The sequence below is a fragment of the Paenibacillus sp. FSL P4-0127 genome (assembly GCF_038007325.1).
Taxonomy (GTDB): Bacteria; Bacillota; Bacilli; order Paenibacillales; family Paenibacillaceae; genus Fontibacillus; species Fontibacillus macerans.
Genome location: NZ_JBBOWY010000001.1, coordinates 3,487,120 through 3,503,156, shown reverse-complemented (window position 1 = coordinate 3,503,156; position 16,037 = coordinate 3,487,120). Strand labels below are relative to the sequence as shown.

Genomic DNA, 16,037 nt, shown 5'->3' with positions numbered 1-16,037 from the left:
GTACTAAGACTTGGAATAACCTTATTATAAACGCTTTTCCGCCAAAAAGAAAACTTTATCCGCGAAATGCTTATAAGTGCGTGTTCAAAAAGTCGGGTTTTCAGCACAACCTCTATAAAGAAAGCGAGTTTCCTTCGACAACCAAGGCCGCTTCCCCGATAATTTCCGAGAGCGTCGGATGGGCAAACACCGCTTGTCCGATTTCCCACGGTGTCGCGTCAAGCAGCTGCGCAAGCGCAGCCTGGCTGATCAGCTCGGTGACATGCGGACCGATCATGTGAACGCCCAAAATGTCGTTCGTGCGAGCATCGGCGATCATTTTGACGAACCCTCCGCTTTCCCCCTGCACCAGCGCTTTCCCGATCGCCGAAAATGGAACTTTGCCCTCCTTCACTTCATATCCTTTGGCTTTGGCCTCTTTGGCCGTAAGCCCCACTGAAGCGACCTCCGGGCGGGTATAGACGCAGCGCGGCACTTGGGAGGCGTGATAAGCATGCGAGCTCTCTCCGGCCAAGTGATGCACGGCCGTCAGCCCCTCATGGCTTGCGGCATGGGCCAGCTGCAAACCGCCGATGCAATCGCCGATCGCGTAAATATGCGGTTCCGTCGTCTGCATATTTTCATTTACCCGGATGAAGCCCCGGTCTAAACCAATGTCGGTATTTTCCAACCCGATGTTCTCCACGTTCGCCTGCCGGCCGATCGAAAGCAGCAGCTTGTCCGCCTGCAGCCGCAGCGGCTTTTCTCCCTGCAGTGCCGCTATATGTACCTGCCCCTCCTGAATCTCGCAGGATTCGGGATCCACCTTCACCCCGGTCAGCACTTTTACGCCCCGCTTCTCCAACTGCTTGCGCAGTTCGCGGGCCACATCCTCGTCCTCCGCCGGGAGCAGCTGATCCGCCGCTTCCACGATCGTGACTTCCACCCCGAAATCGCTCAGCAGGGAAGCCCATTCGACACCGATCACCCCGCCGCCGACGATGATCATCGAACCCGGAAGCTCCTCCAACACGAGCGCCTCGTCGCTGCTCAGCACATGCTTTCCGTCGGGAACCAGACCGGGCAGTGTACGCGGCCGCGAACCGGTGGCGATGATCAGATTGGCCGGGACGACCGTCTCCATTTCACCATTCGCCAGCTCCACGGCAACCGCCCCGCTTTTCGGAGAAAAGATCGAAGGACCGGTGACCCTGCCCCTGCCCTGAATCACCTTGATATTATGCTTCCGCATTAAATATTGAACACCTTTGTGCAGTTGCTCGACGATTTGCCCTTTTCTTTCCTGCACTTTGGGAAACACCAATGTCAGTCCGCTCGTCTCAATGCCGAAAGCGGCGCTCTCCTTCATTTGCGCATACAGCTCCGCGCTCCGCAGCAGCGCCTTGCTCGGAATGCAGCCGCGGTGCAGGCAGGTTCCGCCAAGCTTGTCCTGTTCGATAATTACGACCTCCTTGCCGAGTTGGGCAGCGCGAATCGCGGCAATATAACCTCCCGTGCCCCCTCCTAAAATCGCCACATCACATTGGATTGCCATAATCAAATCTCCACCATTCTTTTAAAATCGCTATATATAAGTCCCATGCGTTTGCGCCATAAATCCAACTCCTATTTTACCCTGTTTTGCCCTTAATACAAATCCGGTCCTGAAATGGACAGAACATGCCGAACAAGGTATGATGAAGAGGAATGCCATTTCTGATCGGAAAGGACGATCCTGCTCCATGAAGCTGATGATTTCCCGGTTCATTGCCATTCTTATGCTGGTGATACCAGGCATAGCCGCCATGACCGGGTTCCTTAAAATAAAGGATGCCCTATTTGATTATATGTCCAAACACGGTGACGATTCGCTTGCCAAAGTCACGTTCGACTGGCTGCAATTCGGTTTTGGATTGCTGCTGTTTGCCGCAGGCGTCGGCTTTTTGGGCGGCTGGATTTTTTTCCGCGACCGCAAACGCAATTATGTTGGACCAAGATTTCGTAAAAAAGAACCCGCGCAAACAGAGCAAAATCAATCCGGCACATGAATAAAAGCTGTTCCCGGCGAATTGACTTCACTTACGCGGGACAGCTTTTTTTAGTTTATTCGTATAACGCTTCTTTGAGTTTGCTCGACATCCGCGCCCCGTTCCGGGAAGCCCGCAGCAGCGCTTTGCGCAGCCGGACATTCTCCGCCGACAGCTTTTCCGCTTGGCCGATCAGCTCGCGCACAAGTTGTCTGTCCGCTTCGCTTTGCCCGGAACGCTCCGCCAATTCCCGGCAAGATTCCAAATCAAAATCCAACTCCAAATCGTTCTCCATCATCCCCTCATCCTCTCTTAATCGCATTTAGCGTGCTGGATCGCCTGGGTCAGCAGCGAGATGACATGCCCGTCATCGCAGCTGTAGTACAGCGTGTTTGCTTCCCTGCGGTATTTCACCAGGCGCAAATTCCTCAGCATGCTAAGCTGATGGGATACCGCCGATTGCGACAAGTTCAGCACCTCCGACATATGCGTCACCGAACATTCCTCTTCGGAGAGCAAATACAAAATTTTAATTCGGGTAGGATCCGACAGCGCTTTGAAAATCGTCGAAACTTTTTCGAGCGTATCCGGACTCAAAAACGAATGCACATCTTTTTCCATGAAAACTGCCTCCAGCAATTATTGTACATGAGCATATGTTCTTTGGCAGAATATCTCTGCCGGCGCATCTTGTCAACCCGCACAACCCGCAAAAATGAAAAGCGGCCGCTTGCATTGGTGATCTAGTACATGTATGTTCCGGCAAGATGATTTACAAATTTCGTTTTATCTGTTGTCTTTGACCCCGCCTTAGTGTCGCCGTTACGCTTCATGCATTCCGTTCGAATAAAAAAGCTCAAAAGTTATTAATACTTTCCGAGCTTACTGTCAGTGTTATCAGCGATGCGTGACTCCATATCAATTTCGGATTAACTCACGGCTTAACAAAAAAACAGCTGATTTGCAGAAGAATAAGGAGGCCATTCTATGCACAACCTGTAGGTAAACGAATTTTTGGAACTTCGCGTTCCGCTTCATAAAGAGTTGGTCAGCAGATCAACATCCGCTGTCCGGACGCTTTGCACGATTATCCCATTTGATCCGGAAGCAGAGAGGAAGATAAATTCAGGAGAAGAAAAATGAAAGGACCGTGAGTATCCCCCACCCTCTACCCCCTGAACAAGAGGGATAATCATGCAAAGCAGCATGCAGGATACCAAGGCAGTCATAATTTATTTGTCAAGCACTGATCTCGGTTTTGAGCCTTCTATAATGTTAAAAAACACCGCTCCTTTACCGGTTTCCGAAGGAACCAATAAATAAGCGGTATTTTTGGTTTTTTTGGATATTTGCCTCCAAAATTAAACTGGCTAGATGCCGTTGCCAAAATCCGAAATCCTTTGCCGTACCATTACTCCTTACCCTTTCACGACACTTTGTGCTCAATTCTCAGCTTGTCGGCCACCATTGCGATAAATTCGCTGTTGGTTGGTTTGGATTTGGAAATATTGATCGTGTAGCCGAACAAATGGCTGATGGAATCGATGTTGCCACGCGTCCAGGCGACTTCAATCGCATGCCGGATGGCGCGTTCCACACGGGATGGCGTCGTCTTGAATTTCTCCGCGATCGCCGGATACAGCGTTTTCGTGATGGCACCCAAAATTTCGATGTTGTTGTAAACCATCGTGATGGCTTCGCGCAAATACTGGTAACCCTTAATATGCGCCGGAACTCCGATTTCATGAATGATCGAAGTAATATTCGCATCCAGGTTTTTGCCTTTGCCAAGCGGAACAACGTTCGATTTCGTAAAGACGGCCGCAGGAGCTCCGCCGGTCGTCATATGCTGTACGCCAACGAGCTGACGAATTCGATTGGCGAGCACCTCCATGTCAAACGGCTTCAAAATGTAGTAAGAAGCGCCGAGCTGGACGGCACGCTGCGTAATGTTCTCTTGCCCGAAGGCAGTCAGCATGATGATTTTAGGCTGCGGATTCAGATTCAAATCACGGATACGTTCCAACACGCCCAAACCATCCAGGTGCGGCATGATGATATCCAAGATCAGAACATCCGGTACTTTGGCCGCGTTTTCGATCATCTCCAGCACTTCTTCTCCGTTATAGGCGATTCCGGAGACGATCATGTCGTCCTGCTCCGAAATATATTCCGCAAGCAAATTCGTAAATTCCCGGTTATCATCCGCCAACAACACTTCGATTTTCTGCACTTTCCAACTTCCTCCTTCAAGTAAATGGATAGTTTTTTGTTATTCTCTTCTTCCCAGAATAAGGATTCGACACACAAAAGTAAATTCCTTCTGTCGAAAATTATTTTTCTTTATTTTTTTGCGGAGTTAAGATATAATAAATTATTTATTTACACAAAGCGATGTTGTTCGTATGTTTTCGACAAACCTATACATCATTCTGCTTGCCGCATGTCGACAAAAAGGAAAAAATCTTAAGGCTTTTAGCTCGCCTTAAGATTTTGGAAAGTGTTCTGGGGACGTTCCAATATTCCCGCATCCTGCAGCATCCATTCAATAAAGCAACCGTAACCGGATTTCGGATCGTTTACAAACACATGGGTCACGGCGCCGATCAGCTTTCCGTTTTGCATAATCGGGCTGCCGCTCATCCCTTGCACGATCCCGCCGGTTTTCTCGACCAGCCGTGGATCCGTGATCCGCAGGACCAGTCCTTTCGTTTCCGGCACGCTTTGTTTGGAAACATGCACGATCTCGACTTTAAAACGCTCGACCCGCTGTCCTTCCACAACCGTTAAAATTTCAGCGGGACCTTCTTTGACTTCCTCGGCAAACGCTACGGGCACCGGTTTCTGATAAACGCTGTGCTCCGGATTTTGCGACATCTTTCCGAAAATTCCAAAATGCGTGTTGCGTTCAATAGTACCAAGCATTTTGCCTTCCTTCAAAAAGTGGGCGCGTTTTTCACCGGGCTCCCCGCTTTCGCTTTTGGAAATCGAGGTAACGCTGGATTGCAAAATTTGACCGCTGCCCACGACAATCGGCGTTTGGGTATTCATATCGGTAATAATATGACCTAACGCCCCATATACACCTTGTTCAGGAGCGTAAAACGTCAAAGTGCCTACCCCTGCCGCTGAATCGCGTATATACAGCCCCAGCCGCCATGCGCGATCTTGCTTGTCAAATGCCGGAGTTAAAGAAGTCGTGTATTCCTTGCTGTCCCGTTGGTAGGTTACCTGCATCGGTCGTTTGCTCTTACCGGCCGCTTCGGCGATTTCCGCCACATCTCGAACATCCTTCAACTTAATGCCGTTGATGTGCGTGATCAAATCTCCGGCCTCAATTCCCGCCGCCTCGCCGGGAGACAGCTTGCTCGTGTCCGTGAGCACCTGATGGTGGCCAACCACTAAAATTCCCGCTGATTTCACTTTAACTCCAATCGTTTGACCGCCGGGAATCACTTTTAAATCAGGAATTACGTTGACCTTTACGGTCTTAAGAGGAATTTGACCGAATAATTTCATGCGGAGTTTGGCTTCTCCGCTCCGAAGCGACGAAAGCTTGAGCGGATGTCCCAAAGACACTTTCATGGAAGGGTTAGGCTGCCCGTTTAAGCGGATGACATCGGGCCGATCGACGCTGACTTCGGCCTGTACGGGAAGTGCTAACGAAATTTGCGTGCCTTGGCCTTGGAACAGGCGCAGTTGGTCCGGCAGAACAGGCGCGTGTCCCTTTGCTGCGGACGTACCGATGAAACAAAAGAAGAAAGCAAGTAAAAGACCGAGCATTCTTTTCCTGAGGTTCGGGTTCAATGGCTGTCACGCTCCCTTAGCTTCTTTCGCTTGACGAAAAGGTGGTCGCCAATTGCGTACCCTTAAGATACCCCGGGGCAGGTCTTTTATTACTGTCAATCATTGTGCCGTACTTAATAAGCCATCCTTCTGCGCCTGTGCCAGCTTCAGCATTTCATGAGCATGGTGCCGTGTCTTTTTCGTGATTTCCACGCCGCCCAGCATGCGGGCAAGCTCGTTTACGCGCCCTGCCGCATCCAAGGGGTTTACGCGGGTCATCGTCCGGCCATCGTCCACAATTTTTTCGATTAAATACTGACGATCCGCCATACAAGCCACCTGAGGAAGATGCGTAATGGCAAAAACCTGGCACGCGCCGGACAACCGCGACAGCTTGTTGGCGATCGATTGGGCGGCGCGCCCGCTAACTCCCGTATCCACCTCGTCAAAAATCAATACAGGCACTTGATCATGGCGGGCAAAAATGCTCTTTAAAGCCAGCATCATCCGGGACAATTCGCCGCCGGAAGCGATTTTACTCAGCGGTCTGAGCGGTTCCCCCGGGTTGGGGGAAATGAGGAATTCCGCGCTGTCGATTCCCTGCTTGCCGGGCCTTACCTTTTTGCCTTGCCACTCCAAGCCTTGCGGGTCTTCATTCCAGGTTAGTTTGACCTGCAAACTGGTCCGCTCCATTTGCAAATCCTTCAATTCGCTTTCGATTTGTTCCGCAAGATCCGTGGCGATTTGCTGCCGTACAGCGCTTAATTCGGCAGCCTCCGCCAACAGCTTGGACGTCATTTCCGAACGTTTGGCTTGCAGCTGCTCCAGCAGTTCGTCCTTATTTTCAAGCGTGTCCGCTTCCTTGCGGATTTTTTCGTAATAATCCAAAATCCCCTGAACATCGTCTCCGTATTTGCGCCGCAGGGTGGAAATCAAATCAAGCCGTTCCTCCACTTCCTCGAGCCGTTCGGGGTTAAATTCGATGCGCTCCCGGTATCCCCGCAAACCGTATGCCGAGTCCTCCAATTGGTAATAAGCGGACTGCAGCTGTTCGACCAGCGGAGCAATCCCTTTGCTGTCGTAGCCCGCGACCTCGCTTAAGCGGGCGATCGCCTTGGCGACGGCATCGAGCCCTTGCGGCCCGTACAGCAGTTCATAAGCCCGGGACACCGAGTCCATCATCTTCTCGCTATGGGATAGCTTGACCTTTTCCTCGTTAAGCAATTCATCTTCGCCCGGTTTTAAGGAGGCCGCGGCGATTTCGTTGATCTGGAACCGGTACAGATCCAGCATTTGCAGGGCCTGCTGACTCGTATTGCGAAGCTCGCTGTATTCTTTATCGATCCGGACAAATTCGGCATAAGTCTGCTGATATTTCGTTTTGATCGGCTCGATCGCGCCGGCGCCGTAGGCGTCCAGCAGCTCCAGGTGGCGCTCCGGGCGGAGCAGCGTCTGATGCTCGTGCTGTCCGTGCAGATTGATCAATTGATCGCCGACTTCGCGCAGCATCGACAGATTGACGAGCTGGCCGTTGACTCTGGCCGAGCTTTTGCCCTGCATGCTGATTTCCCGGCGGATGATCAGCAGTTCTCCGGGATCGCCGCCGATGCCTAACCGGCTTAACGCAGTCCAAACCGGATGATGCTCGGGCAGGTCGAAGGATGCCTCCATTTCGGCTTTGTCGCAGCCGTAACGGATTAAGTCGGCCGAGCCGCGGCCTCCCGCAATCAAGCCAAGCGCATCGATAATAATCGATTTGCCGGCGCCCGTTTCGCCCGTCAGTACATGAAAACCGGAAGCAAACGAAATATCCACCGCTTCAACAACAGCCAAATTGCGAATCGATAAATGAACCAACATGTGAAGGCCACTCCCCTCTTTAAATCAGAGATTTTCAGGAATTCACCCGGAAATATAGCTCATAATCTGCTCAATCACATATAAACCGTACTCCTCGCTGCGGCAGATCAGCAAAATCGTATCGTCCCCGCAAATCGTCCCAAGCAGGTCGGGCCATTCCATGTTGTCGATCAGAACAGCCACCGAGTTCGCCGTCCCCGGCAGGCATTTCATCACGACCAAATTGCCCGTGTGATCGATATGTACGAAGCTGTCGATCAAGGCCCGCTGCAATTTCTGCACGGGATTGTAACGCTGCGCGGTCGGCATCGAGTATTTGTACCTGCCGTCATCGGTCGGCACCTTGATCAGCATTAATTCTTTAATATCGCGGGATACGGTCGCCTGCGTCACCTGGTAACCGGCCTCACGCAAAGCCTCCACCAGCTCGTCCTGGGTTTCGATTTCCTTCGCTGCGATGATCTCGCGAATTTTAATATGTCGTTGTCCTTTCATAAATGCCCTCCATAAGCCCTACAAGGCTGCTTCGTCTTCATCTTCGTCTTCATCCGTCGTCAAGGAGATTTCCCGGATGTCGCCCTGCTCCGCGTCCACATAAAGAACGCCGGCGCATTCCGGATATAAGAGCAGGTAAGGCAAAAGCTCTTTCCGCACACCGCTGCCCGTCCACTCGATCGCGATGCGGTCCCTTGCCGTCCTTACCAGATAGAATTCCCCGTCTTTGATCGCGATATAGTCAATGAACAAGCGGCTGTGCAAAATATCCCGATTCACCCGAAAGGCGAGCGGCACCTTCAGCTTGTCGCTGACGACCGTATATCCGGCTTGTTCCAGAAGGTCGACCGCCGGATGATCCAAGATTTCCTCGTTCAAAGCAAAACCGATGCTGGTTCTTAAGGATAACGGCTTGCGGACCCAGGAGCGAAATCCGCGATAAAGCAGATACACCGCAAACGCGGCGATAAGCACCATCAATAGACCGTCAGAGAATGCCCCCACTCCAAATCACCTCAAACAATCTATTTCGACGCTTGCGCCCAAGCTCCTGTCAGGAATAATCAACAATTTATCGTCATATGGGACTAGCTTCATCTTCTTTTATTATAGGGAACAAATGTTCGTTTGGCAATAGTTTGCAACAGAAAAAAGACCCATCATTGCGATGGGCCTCCGCTAAAGGTTTCGGACGCTTCCATGACGACGCGCTCGGCCGTTTCCCGTATCCGTTGTCGCCGTCCGGCTTCTCCGCTGCCGTCCAGATCGGCTGAGCCGCCGTTCGTCTCAAGGCGAAGATGGGCCAAAAATTCGATATTTCCTTCCCCGCCGGTGATTGGTGAAAAGGTCAATCCACGCACGCAATACCCCAGCTCCTCGGCAAAGGAAAGCACCGTTTCCAGCACATCCAGATGCACCTTGGGATCCCGCACGACCCCGGATTTCCCGACTTTTTCGCGCCCCGCTTCAAATTGCGGCTTGATCAGCGCCGCGATATCCGCAGGCCTTTCCAATAAAGCCAGGAGCGGGGGCAAAATGATTTTCAGCGAAATGAACGAGACGTCGATGCTGGCAAAATCCGGCTTCGGCCCGTCCAAATCCTCCGGCGTCATATAGCGGAAGTTCGTCCGCTCCTTTACGTTAACCCGCTCATCGTTGCGGAGCGACCAGTCAAGCTGGTTGTATCCGACATCGATGGCGTACACGTAGCCGGCCCCGTGCTGCAGGGCACAATCGGTAAACCCGCCGGTGGACGACCCGATATCCAGCATCGTCCGGCCCGTCAAATCGATCCCGAACCGCTTCAGCGCCTTCTCCAGCTTAAGCCCGCCGCGGCTGACATAAGGATGGATCGCGCCCTTCACCGTAAGCTCCGTATCGCGCGGTATTTTCGTGCCGGCCTTTTCGATCCGCTCCTGCCCGCCGAACACGAGCCCGGCCATAATGGCCGCCTTCGCTTTTTCCCTGCTGTCGAAAAATCCCTGCTCCACGAGCAGGACGTCTATGCGTTCCTTGGAAACCGACATAAAATCTCCCGTCTATCTCACATTTACTTAAACCGGCTTAACCTTCTTGGCGAGGGAATACGGCTGATCGGAACGGAATTTTTTCAATTCCATAACAACGCCCTCCGCCGTCAAACCGACTTCCTCCAGCTGTTCTTTAATGCTGCCGTGTTCGATGAACCGGTCCGGCACTCCCATCAGGCGGATGTCCAGCCCGGTGATGCCGCGCTCGGCGTAAAACTCCAGAACGGCGCTGCCCAAGCTGCCCGCCTGGGACGCTTCCTCAAGCACGATCAGCTCGCCGCTGCCATGCGCCAGCTTCAGCAGCATGCTTTCGTCGAGCGGCTTTAAAAACCGGGCGTTGACGACGGAGGCCGTCACGCCTTCCCGCTTCATCATGTCGGCGGCTTCTTCGGCCACCTGCACCATCGGGCCGACCGCGATGATCGCCGGTCCTTCCCCTTCGCGGACCATTTCCCAGCTGCCGATCGGAATCAAGGCGAGCTCCTCGTCCAGCGGAACGCCGGGAACGTTAATCCGCGGATAACGGTAGCCGATCGGACCGTCGTTGTATTCCAGCGCGGTTTTCATCATATGGCGCAGTTCGTTTTCATCCTTCGGCATCATCAGCACCATGTTCGGAATATGCCGCAAAAAGGCGATATCGAAAACTCCCTGGTGCGTTTCCCCGTCCGCCCCGACAAATCCCGCCCGGTCGATGGCGAACATTACGTTGGCGTTATGCCGGCAAATATCGTGTACGATCTGGTCGTAAGCGCGCTGCATGAAGGTAGAGTACACGGCGAAAACCGGCTTCATGCCCTCCATCGCCAACGCCGCGCACATCGTCGCCGCGTGCTGCTCGGCGATGCCTACGTCAATCATCCGGTCCGGGAAGCGCTCGGCGAATTTCACCAGCCCCGAGCCGCCGGGCATCGCCGGCGTGACCGCGACAATGCGCTCATCCTGTTCGGCCAGCTCGATCAGCGTTTGTCCGAACACTTCCGTATATGTCGGATTGCCGACCGCCTTGAGCAGCTGGCCCGATTCGATTTTGTACGGCGTGCTGACGCCGTGCCATTTGTGCGAATCCATTTCCGCCGGCGTATACCCTTTACCTTTGGTTGTCAACACGTGAACCAATACAGGGCCGCTTACATTGTTAGCTTGCTTAAACGATTCGATCAATCCCGGCAAATCATGACCGTCCACCGGGCCGAGATATTTAAAACCAAGCTCCTCGAACAAAACGCCGGAAACCATCATGTATTTCAAGCTGTCCTTCATCCGCTCCACGGTTCTGGCCAGCTTGCCGCCAATCGCCGGGATCCTCCTGAGCAACTGCTCCACCTCGTCTTTGGCTCGCAGATAATTGCGGTCGGAGCGGAGTTTGGTCAAATAGTTATGCATCGCTCCCACGTTGGGCGCAATCGACATCTCGTTGTCGTTCAGGATCACCATGAGATCTTTTTTCTCGTGACCGATATGATTGAGCGCTTCAAACGCCATGCCCCCGGTCAGCGCACCGTCGCCGATGACGGCGACGACCCGGTGCGATTCGCCTTTCAAATCGCGCGCCAAAGCCATGCCCATGGCCGCCGAGAGCGAAGTGCTGCTATGGCCCGCTTCCCACACGTCATGCTCGCTTTCGCTCCGCTTGACAAACCCGCATAACCCTTTGTACTTGCGCAGCGTGTCAAACCGGTCCATCCGCCCCGTCAATATTTTATGTACATAGGCCTGATGGCCGACGTCAAAAATAAATTTGTCTTCGGGACTGTTGTAGCAGTAGTGCAGGGCGATCGTCAATTCCACCACGCCCAGATTGGGAGCCAGATGCCCGCCTGTCGCCGACAGCTTTTCGATCAAAAACCGGCGGATTTCCGCCGCAAGCGAAGTCAATTGGTCCACGGACAGGTTTTTCAGATCGGCAGGCTCATGAATTTGTGAAAGCAGCACAGCCATTCCCCGCTTTCCTAAAATGGATTTCCCTCTGGATGTTAATAACGTTCATTATACCATATGTCACGATGTTGTCGAAATCGATCAAGCCCCGTCTAACGGTAAAAAATAAACTTAGTGGTCCCTTCGCACCAGGACATCGGCTATATCCAACAAACGCTCCGGATGAGGCACGATTCCGCTTCCGATCGCGGCTTTGGCCGCGGCCGTGAGCTTTTCCACCTCGGCGCGGGAAGCTTCGAGGCCCAGAAAATAAGGAAAGGTCACTTTCTGCTGCTTGACGTCGCTTTGCGTTTTTTTGCCGAGCTTGCGCTCGTCGCCGACGAGATCCAGAATATCGTCCTGAATCTGAAAAGCAAGTCCGAGGCAGCGGCCGTATTGTTCAAGCGCTTTCAGCTGTTCTTCCGCCGCCGCGGCGATTCTTCCGCCGGCCTTGACGGAAAAAACGATCAGATCCGCGGTTTTATGCTCGTGGATATACTGCAGCTGCTCCAGTTCGGTTAAGCCCTGCTCCCCTTCCATATCGGCCACCTGCCCGCCGACCATGCCGGAAGGGCCGGCATAACGCGCCAGATCCTCCACAATCGCGAGCACCTGCTCCGCGGGCACCCCGTACCCCCGTCCCGCCTGCGCAATGCTGTAAAAAGCGTGGGTGAGCAGACCGTCCCCGGCCAAAATCGCCATCGCTTCCCCGAACACTTTATGATTGGTCAGCTTCCCGCGCCGATAGTCGTCGTTGTCCAGGGCCGGCAAATCGTCATGGATCAGCGAATACGTATGCACCATTTCCACGGCGCAGGCGACGGGCAGCGCAGCGTCCCGGCTTCCTCCCAGCGCCTCCGCCGCAGCCACGACGAGCAGCGGCCGCAGCCGCTTGCCCCCTGCCATAAGTGAATATTTCATCGAACTGCCCAGCGTCTCCGGCACGGTCCATTCCGCGGGGATCGCGGATTGCAGGCGGGAGGCCACCAGTTCCGAGACCTCCGCCATATATTGTTCAATCGCCGAATTTTGCAAAGCTATTCACCGCTCTCCTTAGAAATCTTCGCTGTCGCCTGAAGGCGGCTGAAAAGGCTTTTTCCCTATTTCTCCATCCTCTTCAACGATCATTTCGATCTTGCGTTCCACCTGGGCCAGCTTTTGGCTGCACAGCTGGGAAAGCCGCATGCCCTGCTGGAACAGATCGATCGCTTTTTCCAGCGGCACATCGCCGCGCTCCAGCTCCGAAACGATATTCTCCAGCTCGTTCATCGCTTCTTCAAAGTTCTTTTCCGGTTGCTCCGCCATCCCCAAGTCAAGCGCTTCCCGTTCCTTCATCTTGTCCAGCTCCTTCCCGCATCATGCTCCTTACCTCACAATCGAGTTCCCCGTCCGTTATTTTCACCTTTACTATATCGCCGGGCTCAACATCCGCCAACGTTTTGATCAGCTTTTCCCCCCGCTCATCGTAGACGAGGCTGTAGCCCCGGCCCATGACTTTGAGCGGGCTCAGCGCGTCAAGCTGGCGGATGCCCGCCTGAAGCAGCCGGGATTTCTCCTTAAGCGCGCCAAGCATCGCCTGCCGCAGCAGCCGGTCGGCCTCTTGCCGCCGCCGCTTGACGAACCGCAGCGCCTCCTGCGGGTGGTATCGCAGCAGCCGCTGATGCAGGCGGTCGTGGGACGCGCCGCTTAGCGTAAGGCGCGTCTCCATGCGGCTCGCCAGCCGCATGGACAGCCGGTCCAGCCGCTCCGCGTGCTGGAGCAGGCTGCGCCGCGGCTGCAGAAGCGCCGGCGAGCGCTGCAGCCGGCGCAGCCGTTCGCGCGCCTGCTGCAGGCGGTGCTGCAAGCCTTGCTGCAGCACCTGCTCGCGCTGGCGCAGCAGCGCGCGCAGCTCGGCCGTATGCGGCACGGCGAGCTCGGCGGCGGCGGTGGGCGTGGCGGCGCGCAGGTCGGCGGCGAAATCGGCGATGGTGAAGTCCGTCTCGTGGCCGACGGCCGAGATGACGGGCACCGCCGATTCATAGATCGCCCGCGCGACCTGCTCCTCGTTAAACGCCCACAGCTCCTCGAGCGAGCCGCCGCCGCGGCCGACGATCAGCACGTCGGCTTCGCCCATGGCGTTCAGCGCCCGGATCGCCTTGACGATAGACGGCGCCGCGCCTTTGCCCTGCACCAATACCGGGTACAGGATCACGGCCGCTTGCGGATAACGGCGCTGCAGCGTCGTCAGGATATCCCGCACCGCCGCGCCGGTCGGCGACGTCACGACGCCGATCGTGCGCGGAAAGCGCGGCAGCGGCCGCTTGCGCTCCGGCGCGAACAGTCCTTCCGCCTCCAGCTTCTGTTTCAGCTGTTCGAAGGCGAGATACAGACTGCCGATCCCGTCCGGCTGCATCTGGGTCGCATAAAATTGGTACTGCCCGTCCCGCTCATACACCGTCACATTGCCCCGGGCGATCACTTTCGCCCCTTCCTTCGGCCTGAACGGCAGACGCTGGTTGTACGAGGCGAACATGATGCATTTGACCCGGCTGCTTTCATCCTTCAGCGTAAAATACATATGGCCGCTGGAATGGTGCGTAAAATTGGAAATCTCCCCGCGAATCCACACCTCCGAAAGCAGGCGGTCCGAATCCAGCTTCATTTTGATATAGCGGTTCAATTCCTTGATCGTTAATATCCGCTGCTCCACGACAGACCGGCCCCTTTACGCCAATCCTTGCAAACGTTTGGCGGCGATCAGCGTGTTTTGCATCAGCATCGTAATCGTCATCGGGCCGACGCCGCCGGGCACCGGCGTAATCGGACCGGAAACTTCCTTGACGCTGTCGAAATCGACGTCTCCGGCCAGCTTCCCGTTATCGAGCCGGTTCATGCCGACGTCGATCACGACCGCGCCCGGCTTCACATAGGAAGCGTCCACGAAATTGGCCCGGCCGATCGCCACGACCAAAATGTCCGCCTGCTTGGTCAATTCCTTCATATTCGCCGTCCGCGAATGGCACATCGTGACCGTCGCGTTCTCCCGCTGCAGCAGCAGGGACACCGGTTTGCCGACGATATTGCTGCGCCCGATCACTACCGCATGCTTGCCCGCGATTTCTACGCCCGCGCGCTTGATTAATTCGATGACTCCCGCAGGCGTACAAGGGAGCAGGCTGTCATCTCCGATCACCAGGTTGCCGACATTGACGGGATGGAACCCGTCGACGTCCTTGTCCACGGAAATCGCGTCGATGACGGCCTTCTCGTCGATATGCTTCGGCAGCGGAAGCTGCACCAATATCCCGTGGATGTTGTTTTGGCGGTTCAGCTTGTCCACCAGCGCCAGCAGCTCCTCCTGCGAGGTTGATGCCGGCAAACGGTGAACTTCGGAATAATAGCCCAGGTCATGGCAGGCTTTTTCCTTGTTGCGCACGTAAACCTGGGACGCCGGATCTTCGCCGACGAGAACGACGGCAAGACCGGGAGTAAGCCCTTGCTTCTTAAGCTCTTCCACTTCTTCGCGAAGGCTCGCGCGGATATCCTGCGAAACTTGTTTTCCGTTAATAATCGGTGCTGACATTGTCATCTCTCCTCTGCCGGTATAATGGTTTAGATTTTGCTTTTAAGCTGATCCACGTCCTGAATCATTTTGCCGAGCACGCCGTTTACGAATTTGCCCGATTCCTCGGTGCCGAAATGCTTGGCGAGCTCGATCGCCTCGTTGACGGCCACTTTGCCCGGAACGTCGTCGCGGAATATCATTTCGTACGCCGCCAGCCGCAGCACTTGGCGGTCGACTTTCGACAGCCGGCTGATCTGCCAGCCCTTCAAATAGTCGGACAGCAGTCCGTCAATCGCGTCTTTTCGGCTCCAGGTCCCGTTGACTAGCTCAAGGACAAACGCCTTGTCTCCTTCGGCATCGGACAATTTGACTTCGCCCTCGTTATCGCCCGCGGCTTCGGAAAGCAGCATCGAAACCGCTTCTTCCGCTTCCACTTCGTTCATTTCCATATGATACAAACTTTGAATTGCAATTTCTCTCGCCAATCGCCGTTTCATCTGCTTCCTCCTTATAATCACGATCCTACTTTTCAGCATGGACCAAAAACGTGCCGATCATCACTTTTTCGCCAAAACCTTCTCTGCGCACAAAAAAAACCCGCAACAAGCTTTCTCCACAAAATGGCAACATCGTCTTTTTCCGGAGAAAGCTTATCACAGGAATCATTTGAAAGGACGCCAGCGCGAAGACAACCATTCCCAGATCTCGCCCCAGGGCAACAGCGGGCCTTGATCCAAATCCTTTTGCTTGCCGATCGTATACCCGATAAACAGAAGCAGCGCGCAAAACAGCATATTCCAAAATCCGAAAAACAGATAAATCGGGCATAGAAACACCGCCGCGGCCACGCCCAGCAAGCGTCCCCTGTGACTCTCCCACAATTGCTTCCAGAACACC

Annotated in this window: 17 protein-coding genes; 1 reads left to right on the top strand and 16 read right to left on the bottom strand. The window is 54.4% G+C overall.

The features are described 5' to 3' along the window. Nucleotides 1–112: 112 nt before the first annotated feature. The gene (gene lpdA, locus NYE74_RS15710; protein WP_036621795.1) at nt 113–1,534 is read right to left on the bottom strand and encodes a dihydrolipoyl dehydrogenase; all 1,422 of its coding nucleotides are present in this window, start codon (nt 1,532–1,534) and stop codon (nt 113–115) included. Between the two features lie 187 nt (nt 1,535–1,721). On the opposite strand from lpdA, the gene NYE74_RS15705 reads away from it, so the two are divergent. Beyond that, entirely contained in the window at nt 1,722–2,027 is a 306-nt protein-coding gene (locus NYE74_RS15705; protein WP_036621794.1) for a DUF2627 domain-containing protein, read from the top strand. 55 nt (nt 2,028–2,082) lie between these two features. Here the strand turns inward: NYE74_RS15705 and NYE74_RS15700 are convergent, their stop codons facing one another. The 15 genes from NYE74_RS15700 to NYE74_RS15630 form a co-directional block, all read right to left on the bottom strand. Continuing rightward, nucleotides 2,083–2,301 carry a hypothetical protein gene (locus tag NYE74_RS15700; RefSeq protein WP_341004903.1) on the bottom strand — a complete coding sequence of 73 codons (219 nt, stop codon included), beginning with the start codon at nt 2,299–2,301 and terminating at the stop codon, nt 2,083–2,085. A 17-nt stretch (nt 2,302–2,318) separates the two neighbouring features. Then, nucleotides 2,319–2,627 (bottom strand): ArsR/SmtB family transcription factor, encoded by a 309-nt coding sequence (locus NYE74_RS15695; RefSeq protein WP_036621788.1) that lies wholly within the window; start codon nt 2,625–2,627, stop codon nt 2,319–2,321. Between the two features lie 805 nt (nt 2,628–3,432). Continuing rightward, nucleotides 3,433–4,239, bottom strand: a complete 807-nt coding sequence (gene spo0A, locus NYE74_RS15690; RefSeq protein WP_036621785.1) for a sporulation transcription factor Spo0A — start codon at nt 4,237–4,239, stop codon at nt 3,433–3,435. 242 nt (nt 4,240–4,481) lie between these two features. Next, nucleotides 4,482–5,813 (bottom strand): SpoIVB peptidase, encoded by a 1,332-nt coding sequence (spoIVB, locus tag NYE74_RS15685; RefSeq protein ID WP_036621783.1) that lies wholly within the window; start codon nt 5,811–5,813, stop codon nt 4,482–4,484. A gap of 99 nt (nt 5,814–5,912) precedes the next feature. Beyond that, nucleotides 5,913–7,652: a DNA repair protein RecN gene (gene recN, locus NYE74_RS15680; RefSeq protein WP_036621781.1), complete on the bottom strand. Its 1,740-nt coding sequence runs from the start codon at nt 7,650–7,652 to the stop codon at nt 5,913–5,915. A gap of 42 nt (nt 7,653–7,694) precedes the next feature. After that, complete coding sequence (ahrC, locus tag NYE74_RS15675; RefSeq protein WP_036621779.1) at nt 7,695–8,147, bottom strand: transcriptional regulator AhrC/ArgR; 453 nt, start codon at nt 8,145–8,147, stop codon at nt 7,695–7,697. 18 nt (nt 8,148–8,165) lie between these two features. Continuing rightward, on the bottom strand, nt 8,166–8,651 hold the full coding sequence (locus NYE74_RS15670; protein WP_172531689.1) for a hypothetical protein: 486 nt from the start codon (nt 8,649–8,651) through the stop codon (nt 8,166–8,168). Nucleotides 8,652–8,806: 155 nt separating this feature from the next. Further along, the gene (locus NYE74_RS15665; protein WP_036621775.1) at nt 8,807–9,673 is read right to left on the bottom strand and encodes a TlyA family RNA methyltransferase; all 867 of its coding nucleotides are present in this window, start codon (nt 9,671–9,673) and stop codon (nt 8,807–8,809) included. 27 nt (nt 9,674–9,700) lie between these two features. Then, nucleotides 9,701–11,617, bottom strand: a complete 1,917-nt coding sequence (gene dxs / locus NYE74_RS15660) for a 1-deoxy-D-xylulose-5-phosphate synthase (protein ID WP_155619841.1) — start codon at nt 11,615–11,617, stop codon at nt 9,701–9,703. A 111-nt stretch (nt 11,618–11,728) separates the two neighbouring features. Next, nucleotides 11,729–12,604, bottom strand: a complete 876-nt coding sequence (locus NYE74_RS15655) for a polyprenyl synthetase family protein (RefSeq protein ID WP_036627941.1) — start codon at nt 12,602–12,604, stop codon at nt 11,729–11,731. Nucleotides 12,605–12,649: 45 nt separating this feature from the next. Next, a complete protein-coding gene (gene xseB / locus NYE74_RS15650) occupies nt 12,650–12,901 on the bottom strand; it encodes an exodeoxyribonuclease VII small subunit (RefSeq protein WP_036627940.1) in 252 nt (83 codons plus the stop codon). Nucleotides 12,902–12,908: 7 nt separating this feature from the next. Next, entirely contained in the window at nt 12,909–14,285 is a 1,377-nt protein-coding gene (gene xseA / locus NYE74_RS15645; RefSeq protein ID WP_036621771.1) for an exodeoxyribonuclease VII large subunit, read from the bottom strand. A gap of 15 nt (nt 14,286–14,300) precedes the next feature. Then, the gene (folD, locus tag NYE74_RS15640) at nt 14,301–15,158 is read right to left on the bottom strand and encodes a bifunctional methylenetetrahydrofolate dehydrogenase/methenyltetrahydrofolate cyclohydrolase FolD (protein WP_124333689.1); all 858 of its coding nucleotides are present in this window, start codon (nt 15,156–15,158) and stop codon (nt 14,301–14,303) included. Nucleotides 15,159–15,187: 29 nt separating this feature from the next. Beyond that, the gene (nusB, locus tag NYE74_RS15635) at nt 15,188–15,637 is read right to left on the bottom strand and encodes a transcription antitermination factor NusB (protein WP_036621766.1); all 450 of its coding nucleotides are present in this window, start codon (nt 15,635–15,637) and stop codon (nt 15,188–15,190) included. A gap of 165 nt (nt 15,638–15,802) precedes the next feature. Further along, a complete protein-coding gene (locus NYE74_RS15630) occupies nt 15,803–16,036 on the bottom strand; it encodes a DUF2273 domain-containing protein (RefSeq protein ID WP_036621763.1) in 234 nt (77 codons plus the stop codon). Between the last annotated feature and the right edge of the window lies 1 nt (nt 16,037).